Source organism: Streptomyces sp. AN091965, from assembly GCF_022698285.1.
Taxonomy (GTDB): domain Bacteria; phylum Actinomycetota; class Actinomycetes; order Streptomycetales; family Streptomycetaceae; genus Streptomyces.
In genome coordinates, this window is record NZ_JALDMY010000001.1 from 15,400 (window position 1) to 36,813 (window position 21,414).

A 21,414-nucleotide genomic window follows, 5' to 3' on the forward strand; every position below is an offset into this window, starting at 1 on the left:
CTACTTCTCCTTGCCTTCGGCCTTACGCCTGCTCGCATGCTTCTCGTGCACTGACTGCCGGCTGACGTTCAGCGATGTGGCGATGCTCTGCCAGGACCAGCCCTGTTTGCGGGCGTTGTCGACGTGGACCCGCTCGAGTTCCTCCAGCAGGCGGCGCAGGGCGACGACGGCCTGCAGTCCGATCTCGGGGTTTTTGTCGGTGACCTGTCCGGCCAGCGAGGCCGGTGTGTCCTCAGCTCCCATGTCTGTCAGGGTGCCCTGACGCGTAGCGAGTGTCAAGGGACCCTGACAAGCGGCGGCGCCGGCGCCGCGTTGCTGACCTGCGAGGCCAGCGCAAGGACCTCTTGCCGCTCGCCAGCTCCTCTCATGCCGTTCAGGGTGCCGACGCCGCTCAGGTCAGTGAGGGTGCCGCTGCCGTTGTCATTCGCCGACATGGTCGTTGCCGGGCCCGGCGGCTCCGGCCACGCCGCACTCGCCGCACTCGCAGTGCTCATCGGCCGGCATCCGGCACGGACTTGAGTAATGACTACTCAAGACATCACAAATTCACCGCCATACTCTTCCCTGTGTCTTCCGAATTTCCGCGAGAAAAAGCACAGCCAAAGGCCCTGCGAAACCCGCTGGGCCGGACGGCCCTTGTGCGCGGGGGAGTGGCTGTGCGCCCAAGTGATGGGCGCACAACCTGGTGGAAGATGCCTCGTGACACAGGAAATCCCTGCTCCGATCCCGGTGCAGGACTTGACCGCGAAGCGGCGAAGAGCGCGGTGCTACTACGCCGGATACTCATCCCGGGCACCTGAAAAAGTGAAAACTCAATCCTGGCCGGGCAGGCAGGCGGATTTCACGAGAAGTGACATAGCTACCGCGACTGGATCCTGGACATGCTGTGCCGCAGGCCAAAGAAATGGCCTAACCAATCCGAGGAGATTTCATGCGTCGACCGCTTTTCGGACGCGAGTCCATCACGTCCTTGAAGATCAAACCGTTAGTCGTCATGGCAGCGGCCAGTGCCGCTCTCTTCGCCGCGCCGACAGCGGCATCCGCCGCACCGACCGGCACCGTCACGCCGGTTACCCAGAACCAGGCCGCCCCCACCATCTCGGGCACCGCGAGCAGCGAGCACACCGACGCCGGCATCGCCGCCGTCTTCGACTGCCGGTACTTCAGCCGCGCACCGTTCCAGACGGTCCAGTTCACCTGCCTGGTGCGCTCCGGTCACGTCAAGGTGGTCGTGAACTGCGCCGACGGACGGCGTGTCTCCGGCCCCCTGCTGGGACCGCGCCCCAACTGGCAGACCTTCAACGTCAGCTGCGCGCCCGCCCGATTCACCACCTTCGACTTCTACACGCGCGGCTGACACATTCCAAAAAGCCCGACAGAACCGCAGTCCCCGCGTGGACCACCGCTCGTGCCGCACCAAGCAACGCGGGTCTTCGCAACGAGAACGAACACACAGAGGCGCGAAACTGCTACCCCGGCAGCGAGACAGGCACAGGCCCTGGCGATCAGGGAGCCGCGACGCTCCACGATCACCGGAGAGACCTGTGCCTGTGCTGCCATCAGCGTCGGCCTGGGCGACCCGGGCTGGCCCGGCGCCCGGACCAGAACCCGCTCACTGCCCACCGCCGGTCCCATCCGCAGCTCCAGCAGCACCTGGCGCTGCCCGCCCCCCAGCTGGGGCCACCTGCGTGCTGGTCGCACAGCCACTTGCCGGGGTCATCCCCTGGTCATCAAGCGCAGGGACGCATGAACAGCGGTCGGCTGCTGTCTTATGGTGATCGAAGGCGCGGCTGGCTCACGCCTGGAACTCGGTGAGATCGATGGCGTGAACCTGCAGGGGATAGGCGTACTCGGGATGCACGGTCTCCCGCTCGGGCACCATGCCGAGCTTGCGGACGATGTTCTCGGAGGCGTGGTCACCCACCCGGTTGATACTGATGATGCGGTCGAGGCCGCGGTCCTGGAGCGCGAACTCCAGCGTGGCGTGGGCGGCTTCGGAGGCGTATCCCTGGCCCCAGAACGGTGAGCCGAGCCGCCAGCTGATGGCCACGGCGGGCCCCACCTCCGGCAGGAACTCGGGCACGGACAGACCCGTGAAGCCCGCCAGCTCACCCGAGGCCAGCAGCTCGACGGCGAAGAGCCCGAAGCCCTCCTCGTCCCACTCCTCCTCCCACCGCTCGATTGCCTCTGCGGTGTGGTCCAGGTCGCGCACCGAGCCGTCATCGATCCAGCGCATGACCCGCGGGTCCGCGTTGATGTCCGCCATCGGCGCGAGGTCGTCGTCATGCCAGCGACGCAGGAGCAGGCGGGGTGTGCGGATCTCGGTCATGGCACCCATCCTGCCGAAGACAATGGCCATACCGGTAATCCGGCGCCCGGCCGCGCAGCCGCGCGGGGACCGCGGGGCAGCACGCTGCACAGCCGCCGCACAGCGGACAGCTGTCGCCCGATCGGCTTTGTTTCACCAATAAACGGACAGCAGATGCTCACCTCTACAGGAGACACCGGCAGAGCCGCACAGGCAGCAAGGCAGGACCTGAACCCCCACAGCGAGCGTTGAGGAACACAGCCCCCGGGCCAGGCGCGGCCCCGGTGACAGGTGCCCGCAGGAGAGCCTGCGGGCACCCGCCACCCCGGCCCGCCCGTCGAACGCTGAGAGCCCGGTCAGGCTGCCGGGGCTGGATGGGGTGTGCCGAGGTAGGGGAAGTCGGGGAGCAGGTCGGTGTGCGGGGGGATGTTGGCGTTGGGGACCTTGCCGCGCGAGAGCATGTCGATCCGGGCGGTCTCGACGTCGTCGGTGAGGGTGCGGCCGTTGGGGTAGGCGGCGGGCGCGGAGCGGTCGTAGCGCAGGACGTCCGGGAGAATGGCGCGCAGGGTCTGCTCGGCGTCCTTGGCGTCGTAGTGGCCGGTGTGTGCGAGGACCGCGGTCCACGGCTCGAGGTAGGTGTCCCAGTCCTGGGCGGGTTCGCCCGCGTTGTACGCCGCTTTGGCCTCTTCCTGGTTGAAGTAGGCCGTGACGGAGGGGTGGGCGCGGCGGTCGACTGTCCGCTCTCGTGAACAAAGCCACTCGATGCCATGCGCCGTGACAGCCATATCCCGGCGGCCCACCGCCGCACTGCGCACTGCGGTGGGCCGCCGGGCGCTGCTGCGACACGGCACGAGCCAGCGGCGTACCCCCGCGGAGGTGCCCGGCAGCCCACCGCACGAGCACAGTGGCGAGGCCGACAGTACTCAGCGCGGCTGTCCACTAGGCGTCGAAGATGCCGAATGACCCGGCCCCGCGGTCAGCAACGCGCCCGGCAAGGCCACGTGCGAACATGGCGCCCGCCTTCACGACACTGCCTCCGGTCGCCGAACTGCTGACCCACTGGGTGTTCGAGCCACACGTGCTGGACGTGGTCGGGGCTGATGGTCATGCCGAATGAGGACTGCTCCGGTGCACCGGCGTCCTGCCACATAGCGAGGGCGTCCTCGACTTGGTCCCACAGCTTCAGCGGCCCGGCCGCCTGGGATCTGTCACCCGGGGGCCGGGCTTTCGGCGGGTGGGGTTCAGGAGGCGAGGTGGAATCCTGCGCCGACGCCGCCGTTGGTGTTCATCTCGTCGATGATGCTCAGGATCGGCGAACTGTGCTGTGCGCCCCAGGCGTTGCCCACCAGCGTCTGGCCGTGGACGACGGGAGCGCCGGAGTCGCCGCCGTTGGTCCAGATGAGGTGGCTGAACCAGATGCCGTTGGTGCCCAGCTTGATGCCGCAGGTGAGGCCGGTGCGGTGGCCCTGCTTGCACATGCGTGTGCCGTTGGCGGGCGGGGCGCCGATCGAAGTGATGGTGACCGAGCCGACGGTGTCGGTGGGCGCGACCCTGGTCTCGTCCAGGTCGATCACCGCGTAATCCAGGCCCTTGGGGCCGCTGTTGAGGAGGTTGTTCGGTGTGCTGACGTACGTCACCGTGCCGATGGCGCCCGTCTTGAGGTCGGGACGGCTGTCGGGGATCGGGGCCGGGGCCGCGGCGGTTCCGGCGGGTGAGCTGTCCAGATACACCTTTTCGCCGACCAGCTTGTTGCCCTTGTCGTCGATGAAACAGTGGGCGTTGGTCAGGCCAACGAGGTTGCCGGTGTTGTCACGGCCGACGGCGGTGAGCGTACAGATGTAGTAGCTCTGGGGTGCCTCCGGAGTCGGGCTCAGCCGGAAGATGATCCCGCTGCCGCCGCCGACGGGTGTGAGGGGGTCCGCACTGGCGGACGGGGCGGTGGCAATGGACATGCCCGCCAGGAGAACGGCGAGGCCAAGGGCGCGCAGGGTTCGTAACATGCGTTCACTTTCCATGTGAGGCTGGAGTGGCCAGATGGGCGATGACGCCACATAGGAACATGGCCGGACATGCGCCGCCATAGAGTTCTCGGCCAGCCGCCGGTGTACGGCGTTCTACCAGGCAGGCGGTGGGGGCGTTGCCGGGGTTCTGAACGCCAGGGTCCAGCGCGGGCGGCCCGGCCATATTCCATGCGTGGATGACGATCACGGACAACTCCTGGCAGGGCGCTACCGGTTGGGCCGACTGCTGGGCCAAGGGGGCATGGGTACTGTCTGGCATGCTCGCGATGAGCAGTTGGAACGGGACGTCGCTGTCAAGGAGTTGCGGCTGCCCGAGACGCTGTACGCCGCGGTGGAGGGCCACGCCCCGTTCGCCGGGACAGCCCCGAGCGCGGCCCTGGTCGCCGTCGTGACGGAGCCGCTGATTACGGCCGTGCGGCTGCGGCTGGTGCTCCGCCCGCTGCGCGACGTCCGGCGGGCCCTGCTCGTCCCCACGGTCGGGTTCGTAGGACTCCAGCGCGCGCAGCATGTTGATCACCGGTACCCAGTCCGGTCCGACGAGCGTGTCGTCCACCTGGCCTTCTCGGTCAACGGCCCGCGCGGGGGCGAGCTGCCCGGACGCCGCGTGGACAACCTCACCCTCACAGGCGGTGTCCGACTCCCGGTCGTCCACTACTCCTACGGCGCCGACGCCTGGCGGTGCCTGCTGCACGAGCACGGCTTCACCGCCACCCACGTGCTGCCCGTCGAGGGACCCGATACCAGCCCGTACCGCACCCTCGTCACCCGGGCCCGCCGCAGCGGCACCTGAGGGTCAGGGCCGGGCGAGCTCCGCCCGTTCTCCCAGCTCCACGGGCACCGGCCGCCGAGCCAGGGCCCTGGACGCGATCCACGCGGCCACCCCGGCGGCGGCGGTCAGCGCGCCGCCTGCGGCGAAGGACGCCCGCGGGGCGCGCTCCAGCAGCGCGGGCAGCAGCAGCATGCTGCTCATGCTGGCCACATGCAGCTTGACCGAGTCGGCGGTGAACAGCCGCAGCCGCTGCAGACCGGGCAGGGTGCCGATCTCCGCGTTCAGGCTGATCGACGACAACGGCACCAGAGCGCTCGCGGCTGCGGCGATGGCCCCCACCTGCAGCAGCGTGGAGCTGAAGGCGAACGCCGCCAACAGCACGCCGCGGGCCGCCCAGACCAGGCAGTACGCCCGGGAATCGGCCCGGCAGCGCCACGTTCCCGGCCAGCAGATTGCCGACCACCGCGCCGATCCCCATCGCGGATTCTTGCGGCCCGGCCGCCGTCCCCCAGACGATGACGTCGGCAGCAGAGGCCCAATGCTCGCCCACAACTCATCGTCGACCAGCCAGGGTTGAGGGTTCCTCTTGCTCACACTCAAGCGACCGCCGAGCACATCAAGAAGACACGGCTACCCGCGTTGCGTTAGGAGTTCTAAGCGGTGTCCGCCAGGAACAACAGCACGAAGAAGCCGAGCAGCAGGACCACCACGATCGCGCTCTGGACCAACGCCGTCAGCATGCCCTGCCGACGCGTCTCCTGCTGACGCTTCTCCTCGTATGCCTGCTGCAGTGCCTTACGCCCTCCCTCTGTGGCCCTTCCTCGGTCACCCACCGCGGCAACACTGCCGGGACCCACGACGCCTTGGCCGACCTCTTTGCCCCTGACAGCGTCAGCGACATGCCGTTTCAACCCCGCCACCGCCGTACCGACGCGTCGTTCGCGACGCCCGGCGGCAAGGCCCCCGGCCGCGGCATCCCCACTGACCACTCGGAGGCAGACCTCTGTCCTCCCGGAGGCAGACTGCAGGGCCGCCGACGACCATCTGCCGGTGCCGGCGGCCCTGCGGGTCCCGGCCGCGGGACAGCGCCGCACAGGGCGATCGACAACGCCGCGTACTCGTTCTGCGTCTTGAAGCACCTGCACCGCCCGCCGCGCCGATGGGAGGTACTCGCCACCGGCGGAGTACGGACACGATGACCGACGCGACCTTGTCCGGGTTGCCGTAGCCGTAACGGAGGGCCCTGCCCGCGATCTGCAGCAGGTCACCTTCGGGGTGGTGTGTGGCGGTGTGGGTGCGGTCGCCGTCCCGATCACGCCGCCGGCGCGGCTTACGGTGCTGTCGGACAGCTTGTGGTGGTGGGGCATCTGCGGGTGTGGAGGTAGCCGTACACCGGCCCGCTCAGCCCCTGCCAGAGGTGCGGACGCAGTGGCTCGCCGCGGGCGATCGGGGTCCGGCAACCCACACACGACAACTCCGGCTTGCCCGCCTGCTCCCGCCAGGCCTGGTGCCGCGCAGCCAGGGCCCTGCCGCGCTCACAGGGACCGAAGGGACAGTACAGGCAGGTGACGATGTGGTCGTACCAGCCGAGGTACGTGACCAGGACCCGCACCTGGACCGTGTGACACGGCGTACAGGCACGCAGACGGCCATCCGGACTGAGGCCGACCCCCACGCCAGGCGGCAGCACGCGCGGACACCACACGCACACAGCACCAGAGCGCTGCTCCAGGCAGAGGGCACTGAGGGCAGGCACCACGGCCAGAAGCAGGCCCCGGGTCACATCAGGCACGAGTGCGCACCTCCCAATAAAACCGCGGGCTCGTTCCGGCTGCTCCATAGCCGGGCCAGTCCTCCTCCAGCCATCCGGCGCACAACCGCGCGCCCTCGACGCAGTTGGTGAGCAGGCCGGTGTGGATGAGGGGGCAGGTGTCGAGGTGCTCGCGGTAGGCCCCGTACAGGTCCGGGAACTCGTAGTCATCACGGTCGTCGGTCGTCATCGGCCTACCGTCGCAGTGGATCGGCGGTGGCCAGCAGTGTGCGCAGAGCCAGGGTGTCGCAGAGGTTGCCGGGGTGCTCCGGTGGCACGACCCAGGTCATGAGGTAGGCGATGTGTCCTACGCGGGGGACCCCGAGGTAGGTGCCGGTGCTCAGGCGGGTCTCCGGGCCGTCCCATTTTGCGTCGGGGGCCATGAGGAAGTAGTACGCGCCCGCAGGGCTGCGCAGGTCCCGGATGACGGGGCCGTGCAGCCAGTCGCTCAGGGCTGCGGCCACGGTGGCGGGTTCGTCGCTGGCGACGGCTGTGTGGATCCGCTGGGCGGGGACGCGTACGGTGTCGAAGCGCCGTCCGAGCGGGATCATCGCGACGTAGGCGTCCGTCCACTCCGGCCGGGCCCGGTCCGGCAGGGGGTGAGCCTGGGCGAGCCAGTTCGCGATGAGCCGGTTCTCCGCCTGTGTGGGGACCTGCGTCCGAGCACTGCTTCTCGGTGCTGGCCTGGGGGCCGTACTCTCGCCCATGTCGACTCCTTGGTGGTCGGCCATGCCCCGGGGCGGGTCGCACGGGCGCCGGGGCCTCTTGTGATCGGGCCAGGATCTTGTGACGCAACGTGGTCACTCGATACCCTGCCGGTAATCTCACGGTGAGATGACTTTCCATCTCGTTGTGAGTAGCAGGGAGTGCGATGCCGACCGCATCAGGGCCCATCGAATTACCGGACTGGGCGTGGGAGCGCGCCGAGGTACGGCAAGCCCTCAGAGCTCGCGACATGGGAGCCGTGTTCCGGTACGTGCAGCAGTACACCGGAGCAAGCCAAGCCCGCATCGCCGCGGCCGTCGGGATGACACAGGCCCGCGTCAACGAGATCATCAACAGTCGCCGTGAGGTGAGCAGACTCGATGTGTACGAGCGGATCGCCGACGGCGTACACATGCCCGACGACGCTCGCCACCTTCTCGGGCTGGCCGCAGGCCGTGAGAAGCGCAGCGGGGGCGTCGCCTTCGACCTAGCCGCCTTCCCGGAGGTCGTGCGGGTCTACGCGGCGCAAAGATCGGCAGCAGAAGAAATCCAGCAACAGACTCGCGATGCCGAGGAGTTGGACGTCCTGGCTGTACGTGGCCTTGGTCTGATCGGGCTGAACGACAGCCTGCTTCGAGCCTGCCTGCCGCGAGATCAAGGAGGTAAAGGGCTTCAGGTCCGGGTGGCGTTGCTCGACCCTGACAGCACGGCCTTGGCACGGCGGGCAGCCGAGATCGGCGAGTCCGCAGAGTCGTTGGCGTCTGGGGTCCGGCTCACCGAGGCACGGCTGCGGGAGCTGGCAGACACCTGCGACGTCAGCGTGTGGCGGTACAGCATGCTTCCGACCTGGCGCCTCATCCGGACGGGCGAGGTCATGTTCGTGGGTGCGTTCGACAGGGGGTGGGAAGGGCACGAATCAGCGACGTACAAGGTGATGGCGACACCCCACGGACCCCTCTTCAGGGGGTTCAGCAGGATGTTCGAGGCGGTCATCCACGGCGCGCACCGCACTATCTGATGGAAGGGGAACCAGTGATCGAGGCCGAGTTGAAGGCGCGCGTGCGCATGCCGGAGGCGGTCCTGGGTGAGCTGAACAAGCGGGCGCCCGCTCGCATTGAGGTGTACCAGGACACCTACTACGACCGGCCTAACGGGGCGCTGGAGGCGGCGGGCCAGGAGCTGCGAGTGCGCACGGTGCGCGGACCGGAAAGCACTCGAACGATACTGACGTTCAAGGGAACGTCGGTTGATGAGGCATCCGGATCCAAGCCGGAGCACGAGACCCTCGTCGAGAGCGTGGAAGCAGCACACGCGATTCTGCGCGGCCTAGGCCACGTGGTGGTCATCGCGTTCGAAAAACAGTGCCGCAACTACGAGTTCGAGGCCAAAGGGCGGCAGATGCTCGCAACGCTGGTACGCGTTCCCGAGCTCGACGGCGTGTTCCTGGAATTGGAACCCTCGTGCACGAAGCTGAGCTGGCGGATGCCCTGGCAGACATCCGAGCGGTACTCGCCGAACTCGGCATTGCTCCTGAGGACCTCACGAAGGAGACGTACACAGGGGCGGTTGCTGCTCAGCGAATGTGATCCTGGGCGTGTGAAGCTCTCTTCCGTCCGGAGGAGCGAGGCGATAAGCGGCGGCGCCGGTTTGGATGATCGCGCCGTTGAGAGTGAGCCCGATCGCCGATTGCCGCGCAGGGGAGAAGCGAGATCGCCAGCAGCCAGTTATAGCTAGTGACTGCCCTCAGTGAATTTTACCTGGTGGCTCAGAGGATTAGCGAGGTTTCGCACTTTTGGTTTGCGTTAATTCGCGGCAAGGTGAGGGCACTTGAGGTATTCTGGAGGCTGTGGTGTACGGCTTTAGTGAAGGGGAATGAGGCGGGATGCCGGAGAGGAATGACGAGTTCGGTAAGTACGGTGCTCGTGGTATCAAGGGTCATGAGGCTGTTGCTCGTCAGCTCGACCGGCTCGCTGGTTTCATTGCTACGCCGATCACTGTGCGGCGTGGTTTGGTAGCGCGTCTGCATTATCTGACGCGTAGTGAGCGTTCTCGTGAGGCTGCGCGTGAGGCGGGCCTGACGGTCACTGATCGTACGGTGAAGGCGTGGCTGGAGGGTAAGCGGAGTCCGTCGAAGCGGAACTTGGAGAGGATCGAGGCTGCTTACCGGGCGGTGCGTCGCCGCAATGTAGCCCGGTACCTTCTGGCTCGTCTGAACCGTGATGGCCGGGGGACTAGGGTGGAGTTTCATCCGTTGAACCAGTCGCAGGTGGAGCGGCCCCGTCAGCGGGTGGTGGAGTTCCGTACGCTGAATGTCCGTCACTGGGACCGTATTGTTGAGGCTTGGGGCAGGGGTGATGTTGCTGGCCTTGATGAGGCGTGGGTCGATGACGCTGTTGTGGATCTTGGCTCGCAGTGGGGGCAGTTCGAGTATGTTTCGAATATTGGGTTTGCGGCCTAGCGGCACGATATCTGTGGGTGATCGCTGATTCCAGCGGAGGGCTGAATGGGTTTCCTAAGCGTCAGGAATTTTTCTGACGCTTAGTCAGGTTGATAAGGGGAAAGCCAAAGTGACGCCGGTCAACCCGTTGCCAGCCTCAGTGAATTCGCGGAGCGAATTCCTGAACCGAATCGCGGAGCCGATTCGGTTTGCCGGGCAAAACGGAGTTGCCCGGCGCGGCCCCGGAGGGTGCCGGCAGAGTCAGCGCGGAGCGCTGCTTCTTGTCCCGCCGGCGTAGCGGCGAGCGCGGTCGCGTCTGCGTCACGCAGACGCGACCGCGCTCGCCGCTACGCCGGCGGGACAAGAAGCAGCGCTCCGCGCTGACTCTGCCGCGCCCTTCCGGGGCCGCGCCGGGCAACTCCGTTTTGCCCGGCAAACCGAATCGGCTCCGCGATTCGGTTCAGGAATTCGCTCCGCGAATTCACTGTGGCTGGCTACGGGTTGACCGGCCTCACTTTGGCTTTCCCCTTATCAACCTGACTAAGCGTCAGAAAAATTCCTGACGCTTAGGAAAACCCATTCAGCCCTCCGCTGGAATCAGCGATCACCCACAGATATCGTGCCGCTAGGCCGCAAACCCAATATTCGAAACATACTCGAACTGCCCCCACTGCGAGCCAAGATCCACAACAGCGTCATCGACCCACGCCTCATCAAGGCCAGCAACATCACCCCTGCCCCAAGCCTCAACAATACGGTCCCAGTGACGGACATTCAGCGTACGGAACTCCACCACCCGCTGACGGGGCCGCTCCACCTGCGACTGGTTCAACGGATGAAACTCCACCCTAGTCCCCCGGCCATCACGGTTCAGACGAGCCAGAAGGTACCGGGCTACATTGCGGCGACGCACCGCCCCGGTAAGCAGCCTCGATCCTCTCCAAGTTCCGCTTCGACGGACTCCGCTTACCCTCCAGCCACGCCTTCACCGTACGATCAGTGACCGTCAGGCCCGCCTCACGCGCAGCCTCACGAGAACGCTCACTACGCGTCAGATAATGCAGACGCGCTACCAAACCACGCCGCACAGTGATCGGCGTAGCAATGAAACCAGCGAGCCGGTCGAGCTGACGAGCAACAGCCTCATGACCCTTGATACCACGAGCACCGTACTTACCGAACTCGTCATTCCTCTCCGGCATCCCGCCTCATTCCCCTTCACTAAAGCCGTACACCACAGCCTCCAGAATACCTCAAGTGCCCTCACCTTGCCGCGAATTAACGCAAACCAAAAGTGCGAAACCTCGCTAATCCTCTGAGCCACCAGGTAAAATTCACTGAGGGCAGTCACTAGCTATAACTGGCTGCTGGCGATCTCGCTTCTCCCCTGCGCGGCAATCGGCGATCGGGCTCACTCTCAACGGCGCGATCATCCAAACCGGCGCCGCCGCTTATCGCCTCGCTCCTCCGGACGGAAGAGAGCTTCACACGCCCAGGATCACATTCGCTGAGCAGCAACCGCCCCTGTGTACGTCTCCTTCGTGAGGTCCTCAGGAGCAATGCCGAGTTCGGCGAGTACCGCTCGGATGTCTGCCAGGGCATCCGCCAGCTCAGCTTCGTGCACGAGTGTTTCCAATTCCAGGAACACGCCGTCGAGCTCGGGAACGCGTACCAGCGTTGCGAGCATCTGCCGCCCTTTGGCCTCGAACTCGTAGTTGCGGCACTGTTTTTCGAACGCGATGACCACCACGTGGCCTAGGCCGCGCAGAATCGCGTGTGCTGCTTCCACGCTCTCGACGAGGGTCTCGTGCTCCGGCTTGGATCCGGATGCCTCATCAACCGACGTTCCCTTGAACGTCAGTATCGTTCGAGTGCTTTCCGGTCCGCGCACCGTGCGCACTCGCAGCTCCTGGCCCGCCGCCTCCAGCGCCCCGTTAGGCCGGTCGTAGTAGGTGTCCTGGTACACCTCAATGCGAGCGGGCGCCCGCTTGTTCAGCTCACCCAGGACCGCCTCCGGCATGCGCACGCGCGCCTTCAACTCGGCCTCGATCACTGGTTCCCCTTCCATCAGATAGTGCGGTGCGCGCCGTGGATGACCGCCTCGAACATCCTGCTGAACCCCCTGAAGAGGGGTCCGTGGGGTGTCGCCATCACCTTGTACGTCGCTGATTCGTGCCCTTCCCACCCCCTGTCGAACGCACCCACGAACATGACCTCGCCCGTCCGGATGAGGCGCCAGGTCGGAAGCATGCTGTACCGCCACACGCTGACGTCGCAGGTGTCTGCCAGCTCCCGCAGCCGTGCCTCGGTGAGCCGGACCCCAGACGCCAACGACTCTGCGGACTCGCCGATCTCGGCTGCCCGCCGTGCCAAGGCCGTGCTGTCAGGGTCGAGCAACGCCACCCGGACCTGAAGCCCTTTACCTCCTTGATCTCGCGGCAGGCAGGCTCGAAGCAGGCTGTCGTTCAGCCCGATCAGACCAAGGCCACGTACAGCCAGGACGTCCAACTCCTCGGCATCGCGAGTCTGTTGCTGGATTTCTTCTGCTGCCGATCTTTGCGCCGCGTAGACCCGCACGACCTCCGGGAAGGCGGCTAGGTCGAAGGCGACGCCCCCGCTGCGCTTCTCACGGCCTGCGGCCAGCCCGAGAAGGTGGCGAGCGTCGTCGGGCATGTGTACGCCGTCGGCGATCCGCTCGTACACATCGAGTCTGCTCACCTCACGGCGACTGTTGATGATCTCGTTGACGCGGGCCTGTGTCATCCCGACGGCCGCGGCGATGCGGGCTTGGCTTGCTCCGGTGTACTGCTGCACGTACCGGAACACGGCTCCCATGTCGCGAGCTCTGAGGGCTTGCCGTACCTCGGCGCGCTCCCACGCCCAGTCCGGTAATTCGATGGGCCCTGATGCGGTCGGCATCGCACTCCCTGCTACTCACAACGAGATGGAAAGTCATCTCACCGTGAGATTACCGGCAGGGTATCGAGTGACCACGTTGCGTCACAAGATCCTGGCCCGATCACAAGAGGCCCCGGCGCCCGTGCGACCCGCCCCGGGGCATGGCCGACCACCAAGGAGTCGACATGGGCGAGAGTACGGCCCCCAGGCCAGCACCGAGAAGCAGTGCTCGGACGCAGGTCCCCACACAGGCGGAGAACCGGCTCATCGCGAACTGGCTCGCCCAGGCTCACCCCCTGCCGGACCGGGCCCGGCCGGAGTGGACGGGACGCCTACGTCGCGATGATCCCGCTCGGACGGCGCTTCGACACCGTACGCGTCCCCGCCCAGCGGATCCACACAGCCGTCGCCAGCGACGAACCCGCCACCGTGGCCGCAGCCCTGAGCGACTGGCTGCACGGCCCCGTCATCCGGGACCTGCGCAGCCCTGCGGGCGCGTACTACTTCCTCATGGCCCCCGACGCAAAATGGGACGGCCCGGAGACCCGCCTGAGCACCGGCACCTACCTCGGGGTCCCCCGCGTAGGACACATCGCCTACCTCATGACCTGGGTCGTGCCACCGGAGCACCCCGGCAACCTCTGCGACACCCTGGCTCTGCGCACACTGCTGGCCACCGCCGATCCACTGCGACGGTAGGCCGATGACGACCGACGACCGTGATGACTACGAGTTCCCGGACCTGTACGGGGCCTACCGCGAGCACCTCGACACCTGCCCCCTCATCCACACCGGCCTGCTCACCAACTGCGTCGAGGGCGCGCGGTTGTGCGCCGGATGGCTGGAGGAGGACTGGCCCGGCTATGGAGCAGCCGGAACGAGCCCGCGGTTTTATTGGGAGGTGCGCACTCGTGCCTGATGTGACCCGGGGCCTGCTTCTGGCCGTGGTGCCTGCCCTCAGTGCCCTCTGCCTGGAGCAGCGCTCTGGTGCTGTGTGCGTGTGGTGTCCGCGCGTGCTGCCGCCTGGCGTGGGGGTCGGCCTCAGTCCGGATGGCCGTCTGCGTGCCTGTACGCCGTGTCACACGGTCCAGGTGCGGGTCCTGGTCACGTACCTCGGCTGGTACGACCACATCGTCACCTGCCTGTACTGTCCCTTCGGTCCCTGTGAGCGCGGCAGGGCCCTGGCTGCGCGGCACCAGGCCTGGCGGGAGCAGGCGGGCAAGCCGGAGTTGTCGTGTGTGGGTTGCCGGACCCCGATCGCCCGCGGCGAGCCACTGCGTCCGCACCTCTGGCAGGGGCTGAGCGGGCCGGTGTACGGCTACCTCCACACCCGCAGATGCCCCACCACCACAAGCTGTCCGACAGCACCGTAAGCCGCGCCGGCGGCGTGATCGGGACGGCGACCGCACCCACACCGCCACACACCACCCCGAAGGTGACCTGCTGCAGATCGCGGGCAGGGCCCTCCGTTACGGCTACGGCAACCCGGACAAGGTCGCGTCGGTCATCGTGTCCGTACTCCGCCGGTGGCGAGTACCTCCCATCGGCGCGGCGGGCGGTGCAGGTGCTTCAAGACGCAGAACGAGTACGCGGCGTTGTCGATCGCCCTGTGCGGCGCTGTCCCGCGGCCGGGACCCGCAGGGCCGCCGGCACCGGCAGATGGTCGTCGGCGGCCCTGCAGTCTGCCTCCGGGAGGACAGAGGTCTGCCTCCGAGTGGTCAGTGGGGATGCCGCGGCCGGGGGCCTTGCCGCCGGGCGTCGCGAACGACGCGTCGGTACGGCGGTGGCGGGGTTGAAACGGCATGTCGCTGACGCTGTCAGGGGCAAAGAGGTCGGCCAAGGCGTCGTGGGTCCCGGCAGTGTTGCCGCGGTGGGTGACCGAGGAAGGGCCACAGAGGGAGGGCGTAAGGCACTGCAGCAGGCATACGAGGAGAAGCGTCAGCAGGAGACGCGTCGGCAGGGCATGCTGACGGCGTTGGTCCAGAGCGCGATCGTGGTGGTCCTGCTGCTCGGCTTCTTCGTGCTGTTGTTCCTGGCGGACACCGCTTAGAACTCCTAACGCAACGCGGGTAGCCGTGTCTTCTTGATGTGCTCGGCGGTCGCTTGAGTGTGAGCAAGAGGAACCCTCAACCCTGGCTGGTCGACGATGAGTTGTGGGCGAGCATTGGGCCTCTGCTGCCGACGTCATCGTCTGGGGGACGGCGGCCGGGCCGCAAGAATCCGCGATGGGGATCGGCGCGGTGGTCGGCAATCTGCTGGCCGGGAACGTGGCGCTGCCGGGCCGATTCCCGGGCGTACTGCCTGGTCTGGGCGGCCCGCGGCGTGCTGTTGGCGGCGTTCGCCTTCAGCTCCACGCTGCTGCAGGTGGGGGCCATCGCCGCAGCCGCGAGCGCTCTGGTGCCGTTGTCGTCGATCAGCCTGAACGCGGAGATCGGCACCCTGCCCGGTCTGCAGCGGCTGCGGCTGTTCACCGCCGACTCGGTCAAGCTGCATGTGGCCAGCATGAGCAGCATGCTGCTGCTGCCCGCGCTGCTGGAGCGCGCCCCGCGGGCGTCCTTCGCCGCAGGCGGCGCGCTGACCGCCGCCGCCGGGGTGGCCGCGTGGATCGCGTCCAGGGCCCTGGCTCGGCGGCCGGTGCCCGTGGAGCTGGGAGAACGGGCGGAGCTCGCCCGGCCCTGACCCTCAGGTGCCGCTGCGGCGGGCCCGGGTGACGAGGGTGCGGTACGGGCTGGTATCGGGTCCCTCGACGGGCAGCACGTGGGTGGCGGTGAAGCCGTGCTCGTGCAGCAGGCACCGCCAGGCGTCGGCGCCGTAGGAGTAGTGGACGACCGGGAGTCGGACACCGCCTGTGAGGGTGAGGTTGTCCACGCGGCGTCCGGGCAGCTCGCCCCCGCGCGGGCCGTTGACCGAGAAGGCCAGGTGGACGACACGCTCGTCGGACCGGACTGGGTACCGGTGATCAACATGCTGCGCGCGCTGGAGTCCTACGAACCCGACCGTGGGGACGAGCAGGGCCCGCCGGACGTCGCGCAGCGGGCGGAGCACCAGCCGCAGCCGCACGGCCGTAATCAGCGGCTCCGTCACGACGGCGACCAGGGCCGCGCTCGGGGCTGTCCCGGCGAACGGGGCGTGGCCCTCCACCGCGGCGTACAGCGTCTCGGGCAGCCGCAACTCCTTGACAGCGACGTCCCGTTCCAACTGCTCATCGCGAGCATGCCAGACAGTACCCATGCCCCCTTGGCCCAGCAGTCGGCCCAACCGGTAGCGCCCTGCCAGGAGTTGTCCGTGATCGTCATCCACGCATGGAATATGGCCGGGCCGCCCGCGCTGGACCCTGGCGTTCAGAACCCCGGCAACGCCCCCACCGCCTGCCTGGTAGAACGCCGTACACCGGCGGCTGGCCGAGAACTCTATGGCGGCGCATGTCCGGCCATGTTCCTATGTGGCGTCATCGCCCATCTGGCCACTCCAGCCTCACATGGAAAGTGAACGCATGTTACGAACCCTGCGCGCCCTTGGCCTCGCCGTTCTCCTGGCGGGCATGTCCATTGCCACCGCCCCGTCCGCCAGTGCGGACCCCCTCACACCCGTCGGCGGCGGCAGCGGGATCATCTTCCGGCTGAGCCCGACTCCGGAGGCACCCCAGAGCTACTACATCTGTACGCTCACCGCCGTCGGCCGTGACAACACCGGCAACCTCGTTGGCCTGACCAACGCCCACTGTTTCATCGACGACAAGGGCAACAAGCTGGTCGGCGAAAAGGTGTATCTGGACAGCTCACCCGCCGGAACCGCCGCGGCCCCGGCCCCGATCCCCGACAGCCGTCCCGACCTCAAGACGGGCGCCATCGGCACGGTGACGTACGTCAGCACACCGAACAACCTCCTCAACAGCGGCCCCAAGGGCCTGGATTACGCGGTGATCGACCTGGACGAGACCAGGGTCGCGCCCACCGACACCGTCGGCTCGGTCACCATCACTTCGATCGGCGCCCCGCCCGCCAACGGCACACGCATGTGCAAGCAGGGCCACCGCACCGGCCTCACCTGCGGCATCAAGCTGGGCACCAACGGCATCTGGTTCAGCCACCTCATCTGGACCAACGGCGGCGACTCCGGCGCTCCCGTCGTCCACGGCCAGACGCTGGTGGGCAACGCCTGGGGCGCACAGCACAGTTCGCCGATCCTGAGCATCATCGACGAGATGAACACCAACGGCGGCGTCGGCGCAGGATTCCACCTCGCCTCCTGAACCCCACCCGCCGAAAGCCCGGCCCCCGGGTGACAGATCCCAGGCGGCCGGGCCGCTGAAGCTGTGGGACCAAGTCGAGGACGCCCTCGCTATGTGGCAGGACGCCGGTGCACCGGAGCAGTCCTCATTCGGCATGACCATCAGCCCCGACCACGTCCAGCACGTGTGGCTCGAACACCCAGTGGGTCAGCAGTTCGGCGACCGGAGGCAGTGTCGTGAAGGCGGGCGCCATGTTCGCACGTGGCCTTGCCGGGCGCGTTGCTGACCGCGGGGCCGGGTCATTCGGCATCTTCGACGCCTAGTGGACAGCCGCGCTGAGTACTGTCGGCCTCGCCACTGTGCTCGTGCGGTGGGCTGCCGGGCACCTCCGCGGGGGTACGCCGCTGGCTCGTGCCGTGTCGCAGCAGCGCCCGGCGGCCCACCGCAGTGCGCAGTGCGGCGGTGGGCCGCCGGGATATGGCTGTCACGGCGCATGGCATCGAGTGGCTTTGTTCACGAGAGCGGACAGTCGACCGCCGCGCCCACCCCTCCGTCACGGCCTACTTCAACCAGGAAGAGGCCAAAGCGGCGTACAACGCGGGCGAACCCGCCCAGGACTGGGACACCTACCTCGAGCCGTGGACCGCGGTCCTCGCACACACCGGCCACTACGACGCCAAGGACGCCGAGCAGACCCTGCGCGCCATTCTCCCGGACGTCCTGCGCTACGACCGCTCCGCGCCCGCCGCCTACCCCAACGGCCGCACCCTCACCGACGACGTCGAGACCGCCCGGATCGACATGCTCTCGCGCGGCAAGGTCCCCAACGCCAACATCCCCCCGCACACCGACCTGCTCCCCGACTTCCCCTACCTCGGCACACCCCATCCAGCCCCGGCAGCCTGACCGGGCTCTCAGCGTTCGACGGGCGGGCCGGGGTGGCGGGTGCCCGCAGGCTCTCCTGCGGGCACCTGTCACCGGGGCCGCGCCTGGCCCGGGGGCTGTGTTCCTCAACGCTCGCTGTGGGGGTTCAGGTCCTGCCTTGCTGCCTGTGCGGCTCTGCCGGTGTCTCCTGTAGAGGTGAGCATCTGCTGTCCGTTTATTGGTGAAACAAAGCCGATCGGGCGACAGCTGTCCGCTGTGCGGCGGCTGTGCAGCGTGCTGCCCCGCGGTCCCCGCGCGGCTGCGCGGCCGGGCGCCGGATTACCGGTATGGCCATTGTCTTCGGCAGGATGGGTGCCATGACCGAGATCCGCACACCCCGCCTGCTCCTGCGTCGCTGGCATGACGACGACCTCGCGCCGATGGCGGACATCAACGCGGACCCGCGGGTCATGCGCTGGATCGATGACGGCTCGGTGCGCGACCTGGACCACACCGCAGAGGCAATCGAGCGGTGGGAGGAGGAGTGGGACGAGGAGGGCTTCGGGCTCTTCGCCGTCGAGCTGCTGGCCTCGGGTGAGCTGGCGGGCTTCACGGGTCTGTCCGTGCCCGAGTTCCTGCCGGAGGTGGGGCCCGCCGTGGCCATCAGCTGGCGGCTCGGCTCACCGTTCTGGGGCCAGGGATACGCCTCCGAAGCCGCCCACGCCACGCTGGAGTTCGCGCTCCAGGACCGCGGCCTCGACCGCATCATCAGTATCAACCGGGTGGGTGACCACGCCTCCGAGAACATCGTCCGCAAGCTCGGCATGGTGCCCGAGCGGGAGACCGTGCATCCCGAGTACGCCTATCCCCTGCAGGTTCACGCCATCGATCTCACCGAGTTCCAGGCGTGAGCCAGCCGCGCCTTCGATCACCATAAGACAGCAGCCGACCGCTGTTCATGCGTCCCTGCGCTTGATGACCAGGGGATGACCCCGGCAAGTGGCTGTGCGACCAGCACGCAGGTGGCCCCAGCTGGGGGGCGGGCAGCGCCAGGTGCTGCTGGAGCTGCGGATGGGACCGGCGGTGGGCAGTGAGCGGGTTCTGGTCCGGGCGCCGGGCCAGCCCGGGTCGCCCAGGCCGACGCTGATGGCAGCACAGGCACAGGTCTCTCCGGTGATCGTGGAGCGTCGCGGCTCCCTGATCGCCAGGGCCTGTGCCTGTCTCGCTGCCGGGGTAGCAGTTTCGCGCCTCTGTGTGTTCGTTCTCGTTGCGAAGACCCGCGTTGCTTGGTGCGGCACGAGCGGTGGTCCACGCGGGGACTGCGGTTCTGTCGGGCTTTTTGGAATGTGTCAGCCGCGCGTGTAGAAGTCGAAGGTGGTGAATCGGGCGGGCGCGCAGCTGACGTTGAAGGTCTGCCAGTTGGGGCGCGGTCCCAGCAGGGGGCCGGAGACACGCCGTCCGTCGGCGCAGTTCACGACCACCTTGACGTGACCGGAGCGCACCAGGCAGGTGAACTGGACCGTCTGGAACGGTGCGCGGCTGAAGTACCGGCAGTCGAAGACGGCGGCGATGCCGGCGTCGGTGTGCTCGCTGCTCGCGGTGCCCGAGATGGTGGGGGCGGCCTGGTTCTGGGTAACCGGCGTGACGGTGCCGGTCGGTGCGGCGGATGCCGCTGTCGGCGCGGCGAAGAGAGCGGCACTGGCCGCTGCCATGACGACTAACGGTTTGATCTTCAAGGACGTGATGGACTCGCGTCCGAAAAGCGGTCGACGCATGAAATCTCCTCGGATTGGTTAGGCCATTTCTTTGGCCTGCGGCACAGCATGTCCAGGATCCAGTCGCGGTAGCTATGTCACTTCTCGTGAAATCCGCCTGCCTGCCCGGCCAGGATTGAGTTTTCACTTTTTCAGGTGCCCGGGATGAGTATCCGGCGTAGTAGCACCGCGCTCTTCGCCGCTTCGCGGTCAAGTCCTGCACCGGGATCGGAGCAGGGATTTCCTGTGTCACGAGGCATCTTCCACCAGGTTGTGCGCCCATCACTTGGGCGCACAGCCACTCCCCCGCGCACAAGGGCCGTCCGGCCCAGCGGGTTTCGCAGGGCCTTTGGCTGTGCTTTTTCTCGCGGAAATTCGGAAGACACAGGGAAGAGTATGGCGGTGAATTTGTGATGTCTTGAGTAGTCATTACTCAAGTCCGTGCCGGATGCCGGCCGATGAGCACTGCGAGTGCGGCGAGTGCGGCGTGGCCGGAGCCGCCGGGCCCGGCAACGACCATGTCGGCGAATGACAACGGCAGCGGCACCCTCACTGACCTGAGCGGCGTCGGCACCCTGAACGGCATGAGAGGAGCTGGCGAGCGGCAAGAGGTCCTTGCGCTGGCCTCGCAGGTCAGCAACGCGGCGCCGGCGCCGCCGCTTGTCAGGGTCCCTTGACACTCGCTACGCGTCAGGGCACCCTGACAGACATGGGAGCTGAGGACACACCGGCCTCGCTGGCCGGACAGGTCACCGACAAAAACCCCGAGATCGGACTGCAGGCCGTCGTCGCCCTGCGCCGCCTGCTGGAGGAACTCGAGCGGGTCCACGTCGACAACGCCCGCAAACAGGGCTGGTCCTGGCAGAGCATCGCCACATCGCTGAACGTCAGCCGGCAGTCAGTGCACGAGAAGCATGCGAGCAGGCGTAAGGCCGAAGGCAAGGAGAAGTAGGGTGTTCGAGTTCTTCACCGACCGCGCACGGCACGCCGTGACCCTGGCCCAAGACGAGGCGATCGCCCTCGGCCACGACTTCATCGGCACGGAACACCTGCTGCTCGGCCTGGCCGGCACCGACCGGAGCACGGCCGGGGAGGTACTGCGCAAGCAGGGCGCCGGGCAAGCGCGGATCAGGCAGGAGACCCTGCGCATCCTGGAGGCCGCCGGAGTCGCCACCACCGGCGGGCAAGGCGCGAAGGACGCCCTGTCCTGCCTCGGCATCGACGTCGAGGAGATCCAGCGCAAGGCCGACGACAGCTTCGGCCCCGGCGCCTTCCAGTATCCCCGGCCCACCTACACCCAGGACGCCAGGAAAGCCCTCGAACAGACCCTGAGCGAGGCACACGCGCTCGGCCACAACAGATTCGGCACCGAACACATCCTGCTCGGCCTGCTGGCCGCAGGAGAAGGCCGTGGCCTGGACGTCCTGAACGCCCTGGAGGTCGACCGCGCGGGGCTGCGCGAGGCGGTACTGGCCCGCGTGGCCGGGGGCGCCTCGTAGCGCCGGCTGCGGAGACGAGCCGCCCCGCGTGTGGGACGCGAAGGGAACAGGGCGGGGGTTGCAGAGCTGACAGCCCGTCACGACTGGGCGTGGTGCGAGGTTTGGGCCGGTGGTGCGC

General features: G+C 67.5%; 24 protein-coding genes and 1 pseudogene. 13 read left to right on the top strand and 12 right to left on the bottom strand.

From position 1 onward, the window contains the following. Complete coding sequence (locus tag MQV74_RS00075) at positions 1–243, bottom strand: hypothetical protein (protein ID WP_242713945.1); 243 nt, start codon at positions 241–243, stop codon at positions 1–3. Between the two features lie 751 nt (positions 244–994). Here MQV74_RS00075 and MQV74_RS00080 point away from each other — a divergent pair. Further along, entirely contained in the window at positions 995–1,357 is a 363-nt protein-coding gene (locus MQV74_RS00080) for a hypothetical protein (protein ID WP_242713946.1), read from the top strand. A gap of 438 nt (positions 1,358–1,795) precedes the next feature. Here MQV74_RS00080 and MQV74_RS00085 read toward each other — a convergent pair whose 3' ends face one another. From MQV74_RS00085 to MQV74_RS00095, 3 genes are all read right to left on the bottom strand, one after another. Continuing rightward, positions 1,796–2,329, bottom strand: coding sequence for a GNAT family N-acetyltransferase (locus MQV74_RS00085; protein WP_242713947.1), 534 nt, complete (start codon positions 2,327–2,329; stop codon positions 1,796–1,798). 335 nt (positions 2,330–2,664) lie between these two features. Next, positions 2,665–3,093: a DUF4331 domain-containing protein gene (locus MQV74_RS00090; protein ID WP_242713948.1), complete on the bottom strand. Its 429-nt coding sequence runs from the start codon at positions 3,091–3,093 to the stop codon at positions 2,665–2,667. A gap of 456 nt (positions 3,094–3,549) precedes the next feature. Further along, positions 3,550–4,260, bottom strand: coding sequence for a S1 family peptidase (locus MQV74_RS00095; RefSeq protein ID WP_242713949.1), 711 nt, complete (start codon positions 4,258–4,260; stop codon positions 3,550–3,552). A gap of 310 nt (positions 4,261–4,570) precedes the next feature. On the opposite strand from MQV74_RS00095, the gene MQV74_RS41035 reads away from it, so the two are divergent. Beyond that, positions 4,571–5,119 carry a hypothetical protein gene (locus MQV74_RS41035; protein WP_308402212.1) on the top strand — a complete coding sequence of 183 codons (549 nt, stop codon included), beginning with the start codon at positions 4,571–4,573 and terminating at the stop codon, positions 5,117–5,119. Between the two features lie 3 nt (positions 5,120–5,122). On the opposite strand, the gene MQV74_RS00105 is transcribed toward MQV74_RS41035, so the two are convergent. The 3 genes from MQV74_RS00105 to MQV74_RS00115 form a co-directional block, all read right to left on the bottom strand. Then, positions 5,123–5,479, bottom strand: coding sequence for a hypothetical protein (locus MQV74_RS00105; protein WP_242713950.1), 357 nt, complete (start codon positions 5,477–5,479; stop codon positions 5,123–5,125). Positions 5,480–6,882: 1,403 nt separating this feature from the next. Next, complete coding sequence (locus tag MQV74_RS00110) at positions 6,883–7,098, bottom strand: hypothetical protein (RefSeq protein WP_242713951.1); 216 nt, start codon at positions 7,096–7,098, stop codon at positions 6,883–6,885. A 4-nt stretch (positions 7,099–7,102) separates the two neighbouring features. Further along, positions 7,103–7,615, bottom strand: coding sequence for a hypothetical protein (locus MQV74_RS00115; protein WP_242713952.1), 513 nt, complete (start codon positions 7,613–7,615; stop codon positions 7,103–7,105). A 248-nt stretch (positions 7,616–7,863) separates the two neighbouring features. Between MQV74_RS00115 and MQV74_RS00120 the strand changes: the two genes are divergently transcribed. The 3 genes from MQV74_RS00120 (at position 7,864) to MQV74_RS00130 (ending at position 10,071) form a co-directional block, all read left to right on the top strand. Then, positions 7,864–8,631, top strand: a complete 768-nt coding sequence (locus tag MQV74_RS00120; RefSeq protein ID WP_242713953.1) for a helix-turn-helix domain-containing protein — start codon at positions 7,864–7,866, stop codon at positions 8,629–8,631. A gap of 14 nt (positions 8,632–8,645) precedes the next feature. Continuing rightward, positions 8,646–9,347, top strand: coding sequence for a class IV adenylate cyclase (locus MQV74_RS00125; protein ID WP_374120559.1), 702 nt, complete (start codon positions 8,646–8,648; stop codon positions 9,345–9,347). A gap of 148 nt (positions 9,348–9,495) precedes the next feature. Beyond that, positions 9,496–10,071 carry a transcriptional regulator gene (locus MQV74_RS00130; protein WP_242713954.1) on the top strand — a complete coding sequence of 192 codons (576 nt, stop codon included), beginning with the start codon at positions 9,496–9,498 and terminating at the stop codon, positions 10,069–10,071. A gap of 604 nt (positions 10,072–10,675) precedes the next feature. On the opposite strand, the pseudogene MQV74_RS00135 reads toward MQV74_RS00130, so the two are convergent. The 3 genes and pseudogenes from MQV74_RS00135 to MQV74_RS00145 all read right to left on the bottom strand — a co-directional run bounded on the left by MQV74_RS00135 (position 10,676) and on the right by MQV74_RS00145 (position 12,885). Then, positions 10,676–11,252, bottom strand: a pseudogene (locus MQV74_RS00135) (transcriptional regulator). A 296-nt stretch (positions 11,253–11,548) separates the two neighbouring features. Further along, positions 11,549–12,103 carry a class IV adenylate cyclase gene (cyaB, locus tag MQV74_RS00140; RefSeq protein WP_242713955.1) on the bottom strand — a complete coding sequence of 185 codons (555 nt, stop codon included), beginning with the start codon at positions 12,101–12,103 and terminating at the stop codon, positions 11,549–11,551. Between the two features lie 14 nt (positions 12,104–12,117). After that, positions 12,118–12,885, bottom strand: a complete 768-nt coding sequence (locus tag MQV74_RS00145) for a helix-turn-helix domain-containing protein (RefSeq protein WP_242713953.1) — start codon at positions 12,883–12,885, stop codon at positions 12,118–12,120. Between the two features lie 405 nt (positions 12,886–13,290). On the opposite strand from MQV74_RS00145, the gene MQV74_RS00150 reads away from it, so the two are divergent. The 3 genes from MQV74_RS00150 to MQV74_RS00160 all read left to right on the top strand — a co-directional run bounded on the left by MQV74_RS00150 (position 13,291) and on the right by MQV74_RS00160 (position 15,627). Continuing rightward, positions 13,291–13,647 carry a hypothetical protein gene (locus tag MQV74_RS00150; protein ID WP_242713956.1) on the top strand — a complete coding sequence of 119 codons (357 nt, stop codon included), beginning with the start codon at positions 13,291–13,293 and terminating at the stop codon, positions 13,645–13,647. Between the two features lie 4 nt (positions 13,648–13,651). After that, a complete protein-coding gene (locus MQV74_RS00155; protein ID WP_242713951.1) occupies positions 13,652–13,867 on the top strand; it encodes a hypothetical protein in 216 nt (71 codons plus the stop codon). A 1,403-nt stretch (positions 13,868–15,270) separates the two neighbouring features. Further along, positions 15,271–15,627 (top strand): hypothetical protein, encoded by a 357-nt coding sequence (locus MQV74_RS00160; RefSeq protein WP_242713950.1) that lies wholly within the window; start codon positions 15,271–15,273, stop codon positions 15,625–15,627. A 3-nt stretch (positions 15,628–15,630) separates the two neighbouring features. Here the strand turns inward: MQV74_RS00160 and MQV74_RS41040 are convergent, their stop codons facing one another. Next, on the bottom strand, positions 15,631–16,179 hold the full coding sequence (locus MQV74_RS41040; RefSeq protein ID WP_308402212.1) for a hypothetical protein: 549 nt from the start codon (positions 16,177–16,179) through the stop codon (positions 15,631–15,633). Positions 16,180–16,489: 310 nt separating this feature from the next. On the opposite strand from MQV74_RS41040, the gene MQV74_RS00170 reads away from it, so the two are divergent. The 3 genes from MQV74_RS00170 to MQV74_RS00180 all read left to right on the top strand — a co-directional run bounded on the left by MQV74_RS00170 (position 16,490) and on the right by MQV74_RS00180 (position 18,954). Further along, on the top strand, positions 16,490–17,200 hold the full coding sequence (locus MQV74_RS00170; protein WP_242713949.1) for a S1 family peptidase: 711 nt from the start codon (positions 16,490–16,492) through the stop codon (positions 17,198–17,200). 456 nt (positions 17,201–17,656) lie between these two features. Beyond that, on the top strand, positions 17,657–18,085 hold the full coding sequence (locus MQV74_RS00175; protein WP_242713948.1) for a DUF4331 domain-containing protein: 429 nt from the start codon (positions 17,657–17,659) through the stop codon (positions 18,083–18,085). A gap of 335 nt (positions 18,086–18,420) precedes the next feature. Then, positions 18,421–18,954 carry a GNAT family N-acetyltransferase gene (locus tag MQV74_RS00180; protein WP_242713947.1) on the top strand — a complete coding sequence of 178 codons (534 nt, stop codon included), beginning with the start codon at positions 18,421–18,423 and terminating at the stop codon, positions 18,952–18,954. A gap of 438 nt (positions 18,955–19,392) precedes the next feature. Here the strand turns inward: MQV74_RS00180 and MQV74_RS00185 are convergent, their stop codons facing one another. Beyond that, a complete protein-coding gene (locus MQV74_RS00185) occupies positions 19,393–19,755 on the bottom strand; it encodes a hypothetical protein (protein ID WP_242713946.1) in 363 nt (120 codons plus the stop codon). A gap of 751 nt (positions 19,756–20,506) precedes the next feature. Between MQV74_RS00185 and MQV74_RS00190 the strand changes: the two genes are divergently transcribed. Beyond that, on the top strand, positions 20,507–20,749 hold the full coding sequence (locus MQV74_RS00190) for a hypothetical protein (protein WP_242713945.1): 243 nt from the start codon (positions 20,507–20,509) through the stop codon (positions 20,747–20,749). A 1-nt stretch (position 20,750) separates the two neighbouring features. Beyond that, positions 20,751–21,296 carry a Clp protease N-terminal domain-containing protein gene (locus MQV74_RS41280; RefSeq protein WP_374120558.1) on the top strand — a complete coding sequence of 182 codons (546 nt, stop codon included), beginning with the start codon at positions 20,751–20,753 and terminating at the stop codon, positions 21,294–21,296. Positions 21,297–21,414 lie beyond the last annotated feature (118 nt).